At 36.0% G+C, this 4,198-nt stretch carries 4 protein-coding genes and 1 tRNA gene; 4 read left to right on the forward strand and 1 reads right to left on the reverse strand.

Translation table 11 applies throughout. The features are described 5' to 3' along the window. Window positions 1-205: 205 nt before the first annotated feature. Both OZD66_RS00035 and gpmI read left to right on the forward strand, forming a co-directional pair. A tRNA-Asn gene (locus tag OZD66_RS00035) sits at window positions 206-277 on the forward strand. 33 nt (window positions 278-310) lie between these two features. Continuing rightward, window positions 311-1,831 (forward strand): 2,3-bisphosphoglycerate-independent phosphoglycerate mutase, encoded by a 1,521-nt coding sequence (gene gpmI, locus OZD66_RS00040; RefSeq protein ID WP_182367179.1) that lies wholly within the window; start codon window positions 311-313, stop codon window positions 1,829-1,831. Between the two features lie 39 nt (window positions 1,832-1,870). Here the strand turns inward: gpmI and fabD are convergent, their stop codons facing one another. Then, entirely contained in the window at window positions 1,871-2,851 is a 981-nt protein-coding gene (gene fabD / locus OZD66_RS00045) for an ACP S-malonyltransferase (RefSeq protein WP_038199165.1), read from the reverse strand. A 128-nt stretch (window positions 2,852-2,979) separates the two neighbouring features. Here fabD and rpmE point away from each other — a divergent pair, with 128 nt between their 5' ends. Together rpmE and OZD66_RS00055 are read left to right on the forward strand one after the other, a co-directional pair. After that, window positions 2,980-3,183 (forward strand): 50S ribosomal protein L31, encoded by a 204-nt coding sequence (gene rpmE / locus OZD66_RS00050; protein ID WP_007548602.1) that lies wholly within the window; start codon window positions 2,980-2,982, stop codon window positions 3,181-3,183. A gap of 38 nt (window positions 3,184-3,221) precedes the next feature. Beyond that, the gene (locus tag OZD66_RS00055) at window positions 3,222-4,016 is read left to right on the forward strand and encodes an NAD kinase (protein WP_182367181.1); all 795 of its coding nucleotides are present in this window, start codon (window positions 3,222-3,224) and stop codon (window positions 4,014-4,016) included. Window positions 4,017-4,198: the final 182 nt, after the last annotated feature.

Below are 4,198 nucleotides of genomic sequence, written 5' to 3' on the forward strand. Positions count from 1 at the left end.
AACATAAGACGCCGATACATTAAGTAATCCTTACCTTTTAATCTGCAGATTGGCGAAAGCAAATACAATAGCTTCAGTTTCATGATAAGGAAGCTGGGGGAATTTGTAAAGCAATTTTTTTCGTTTCTGTGACCAGTTGGACTTAAAGTCTACACAAAAAACGTTTACAACCAACGTTCAACATGGTAAATTAAAAACGGTTTATTCCTCGGTAGCTCAGTGGTAGAGCAGTTGGCTGTTAACCAATTGGTCGCTGGTTCGAATCCGGCCCGGGGAGCTCTTTTCTGTTGAATTTTAGTGTTGATTTTATATGGGCATTAAATCAGTCGTTTTATGTATACTAGATGGCTGGGGAAATGGAGTAGAAAACAGTAAATACAATGCTATTAGCAACGCAAATCCACCCTGTTGGCAATATATTAGCTCTAATTATCCAAAATGCAGTTTATCCGCCTGTGGAACTGATGTGGGGTTACCTGGTGGTCAAATAGGTAACTCAGAAGTTGGCCATATGAATATTGGCAGTGGTAGAGTGGTAATACAAAGCCTTCAGCGCATTAATCAAGAGATTGGAACAATAGAAAACAATGTAAATCTACAAAGTTTTATTAATGATCTAAAAAGTAAGAACGGAGTATGCCATATAATGGGATTGGTGTCCGATGGTGGTGTTCATTCGCATCAAAAGCATATTTCAACTTTAGCAAATAAAATATCACAGCATGGAATAAAAGTGGTGATACATGCATTTTTAGATGGCAGAGACACATTGCCAAATTCAGGAAAAAAATGCATTCAAGAATTTACAAAGAGTATAAAGGGAAATGACACAAGAATTGCTACTGTTTCTGGGCGTTACTATGCTATGGACCGTGACAACAGGTGGAAGAGAACAATCGAAGCTTATGAGGCTATCGCATTTGCAAAGGCACCTTGTCATGATAATGCAGTATCGTTGATTGATGAAAATTATCAAAATAACATAACTGATGAGTTTATTAGGCCCGCAGTAATAGGTGACTATCAAGGTATAAAACCAGAAGATGGAGTGCTGTTGGCTAACTTTCGTGCTGATCGAATGATACAATTAGCAAGTATTTTGCTTGGCAAAACAGATTACGCTAAGGTAGCAAAATTCTCTTCAATTTTAAGTATGATGAAGTATAAAGAAGATCTCAAAATTCCTTATATTCTTCCTCCTACTTCTTTCGCTGATACTCTAGGACAAACAATAGAAGACAATAAATTACGACAATTACGTATCGCCGAAACCGAGAAATACGCTCATGTGACTTTCTTTTTCAATTGTGGAAAAGAAGAACCTTTCTCTGGTGAAGAAAGAATACTCATTCCCTCACCAAAAGTTCAAACTTACGATTTGCAGCCCGAAATGTCAGCCTTCGAGCTCACAGAAAAGCTTGTAGAAAAAATTCACTTCCAAGAATTCGCACTGATAGTTGTAAATTACGCTAATCCTGATATGGTAGGGCATACAGGTAATATAAAAGCAGCCGAGAAAGCTGTGCTAGCTGTAGATGATTGTCTTGCGAAAGTGCTGAATGCTGTTAAAAAGTCAAGCAACACCGCATTAATTGTTACTGCAGACCATGGTAACGTGGAATGTATGTTCGATGAAGAAAATAATACACCTCATACAGCACACACTCTAAATAAAGTGCCATTTATTGTGTCTTGCGATAATCTAAAACTAAGAGACGGAAGGTTATCTGACATTGCCCCTACTATTTTACAGCTACTTGGAATTAAAAAACCAAACGAAATGACAGGCAGTTCGTTGATTTCTTGCATTACCCTCTGTCATTCCAGCTAGGCAGCGTTATGCACCGGAATGACATCAAATAGATGTGTTTTAACTTAATCCAACTTTTAAATTTTTCGCTGTTAGTACTAATGATTCATTAAAGAAGCTGTCAATATCACCAATACTATCTATATTTTTTGTACTGATAGATTGGTCAATTCTTTTGACCAAATTAGATAAAACTTTATTAGGACCAATTTCAACAAATTTGTTAATGCCACGACTTGACATATACAAAACCATTTCTCTCCATTTCACTCTGCTTACAACTTGCTTGGCGAGTAAAGTTTTTATAACTTTGGGATCACTCTCCTCTTTAGCTGTAACATTTGATATCAAAGGAACTATAGGACGGGTTATTTTAATACCCTTCAAAAACTCCAAAACTTTTTCATCAGCAGGTTTCATAAGAGATGAATGAAAAGGCCCACTAACCTGTAATTTAATTAGTTTCCTCACACTCGAGTTTTTGAATAAATCGGGTAACATTTCAAGAGCTTCTCTAGTGCCACTTATAACCACTTGTCCGCCACCGTTATCGTTTGCAATTTCACAAATTCCGTCAATTTGAACTGATTTCAATATATCTTCCACTTCATTTATCTCTGCTCCAAGCAACGCAACCATTCCGCCTTTACATTTCAGTGAAGCTTCATGCATTGCTTCGCTGCGAACTTTCAGCAGCTTGATTGCAGACTCAAGCGTTAACGCTCCTGCAGCACACAGCGCTGTATATTCGCCAACTGAATGCCCACAAACATATTTAACATTGTGATCAGTGAAAAGAGATTTGCCAAACACATGCTCCATAACACGTAGCATTGCAATTGATACTGCCATTATAGCTGGCTGAGCGTTTTCTGTAATGGTTAATTCTTCAATAGGACCGTTGAAGATTAAATGAGACAGCTTTCCATCCAATATGCTATCTACTTCATTAAATACTTGTCTTGCAACAGAAAACTCACTATATAAGCTCTTTCCCATTCCTACAAACTGAGAGCCCTGACCGGGGAAAGCAAAAATCATGATAGTTATTATTTATTCCTTATTAAATATACTACTTTATTTATTTTTTGTCAATATTTTAGAATAATGATTGACTTAGTGAATTAAGTTCACTAGAATATTAACTGACTAAAAGTTTATAAACAACAATGAATTATCATAAAATTATTATAGTTATGACAGACGGTCAAGAGTTTGAAACTCGTTCCACTTATGGAAAGGAGGGAGATAGGGTAAAACTTGATAGAGATCCTCTTACTCACCCTGCATGGACTGGAAGTTTGACAAGCGGGTTAGCAAGTAAAACTAGCAAATTAGCTAAGTTTAACGATAAATATGGAAGCATTTTCTAATTTTCCTCCTCTTTAAGTTTTAGAGAGTTTACTGAAGCATGCATAAATACAAAAATATAGGCTATGTTGCTTCTCCATCACCAAAATCGCAGGAAGTATCTAAACTATTAAAGAAACTTAATTTTATCAATATAACAGAAGAAAATAAGTCCGAAATCGATCTATTGATAGTTGTTGGCGGTGATGGCTTTATGCTACGCACTTTGCACAATTACGTCATAGAAAATAAAAACATGCATGTGTATGGGATAAACACTGGCAATGTTGGGTTTTTGATGAATAAATGCTTTAGCTGCAGTGAAAATTTAATTGATCATATAGAGCATGCAACTTCAACTCAGTTAACTTTGCTAAAAATGGAAGCAACAGACACAAGTGGCAAGAGATATCATTACATAGCAGTAAACGAAGTATATGTTTTTAGAAAAGCGAACCAAATAGTAGAAATGAATATTACTATTAATGATAAGCTAAAAGTAGAAAAATTTAGAGGGGACGGAGTAATATTATCTACTCCCACAGGCAGCACTGCATACAACTTCTCTGCCGGAGGCCCAATCTTGCCGCTAAATTCAAATTTACTTGCACTCACTTCTATCAATAGCTATTACCCAAGGCATTGGAATGGAGCATTAATATCAAACGATACGATCGTACAAATTGACATTAACGACACAAAAAACCGTCCAGCACTTGTAGTATCAGATTACAAGGAGTTTCATAATATATCACAGATAAAAATACAAAAAGACCACGAAAACACAATAACTTTGCTTTTTGACAAAGATTACCCTCTGAATGAAAGGATCTTTGATAGACAATTTCTATACTAATAATGTATCTGTTCAGATACATGGCTAATGTACAAATATTGAAACAAAAATTCCAGTGCCCCTGTGATGTCATTCCAGTGCTTGACACTGGAATGGCTTTGTTGCATCGCTACTTATGAAAGGCTAACTATAATTAGGATTATAAGCAACTTATTGAAAATCTTGTTTTTTTGCAATCAATC

The sequence above is a fragment of the Wolbachia endosymbiont of Drosophila baimaii genome, from assembly GCF_028982185.1.
Lineage (GTDB): Bacteria > Pseudomonadota > Alphaproteobacteria > Rickettsiales > Anaplasmataceae > Wolbachia > Wolbachia pipientis.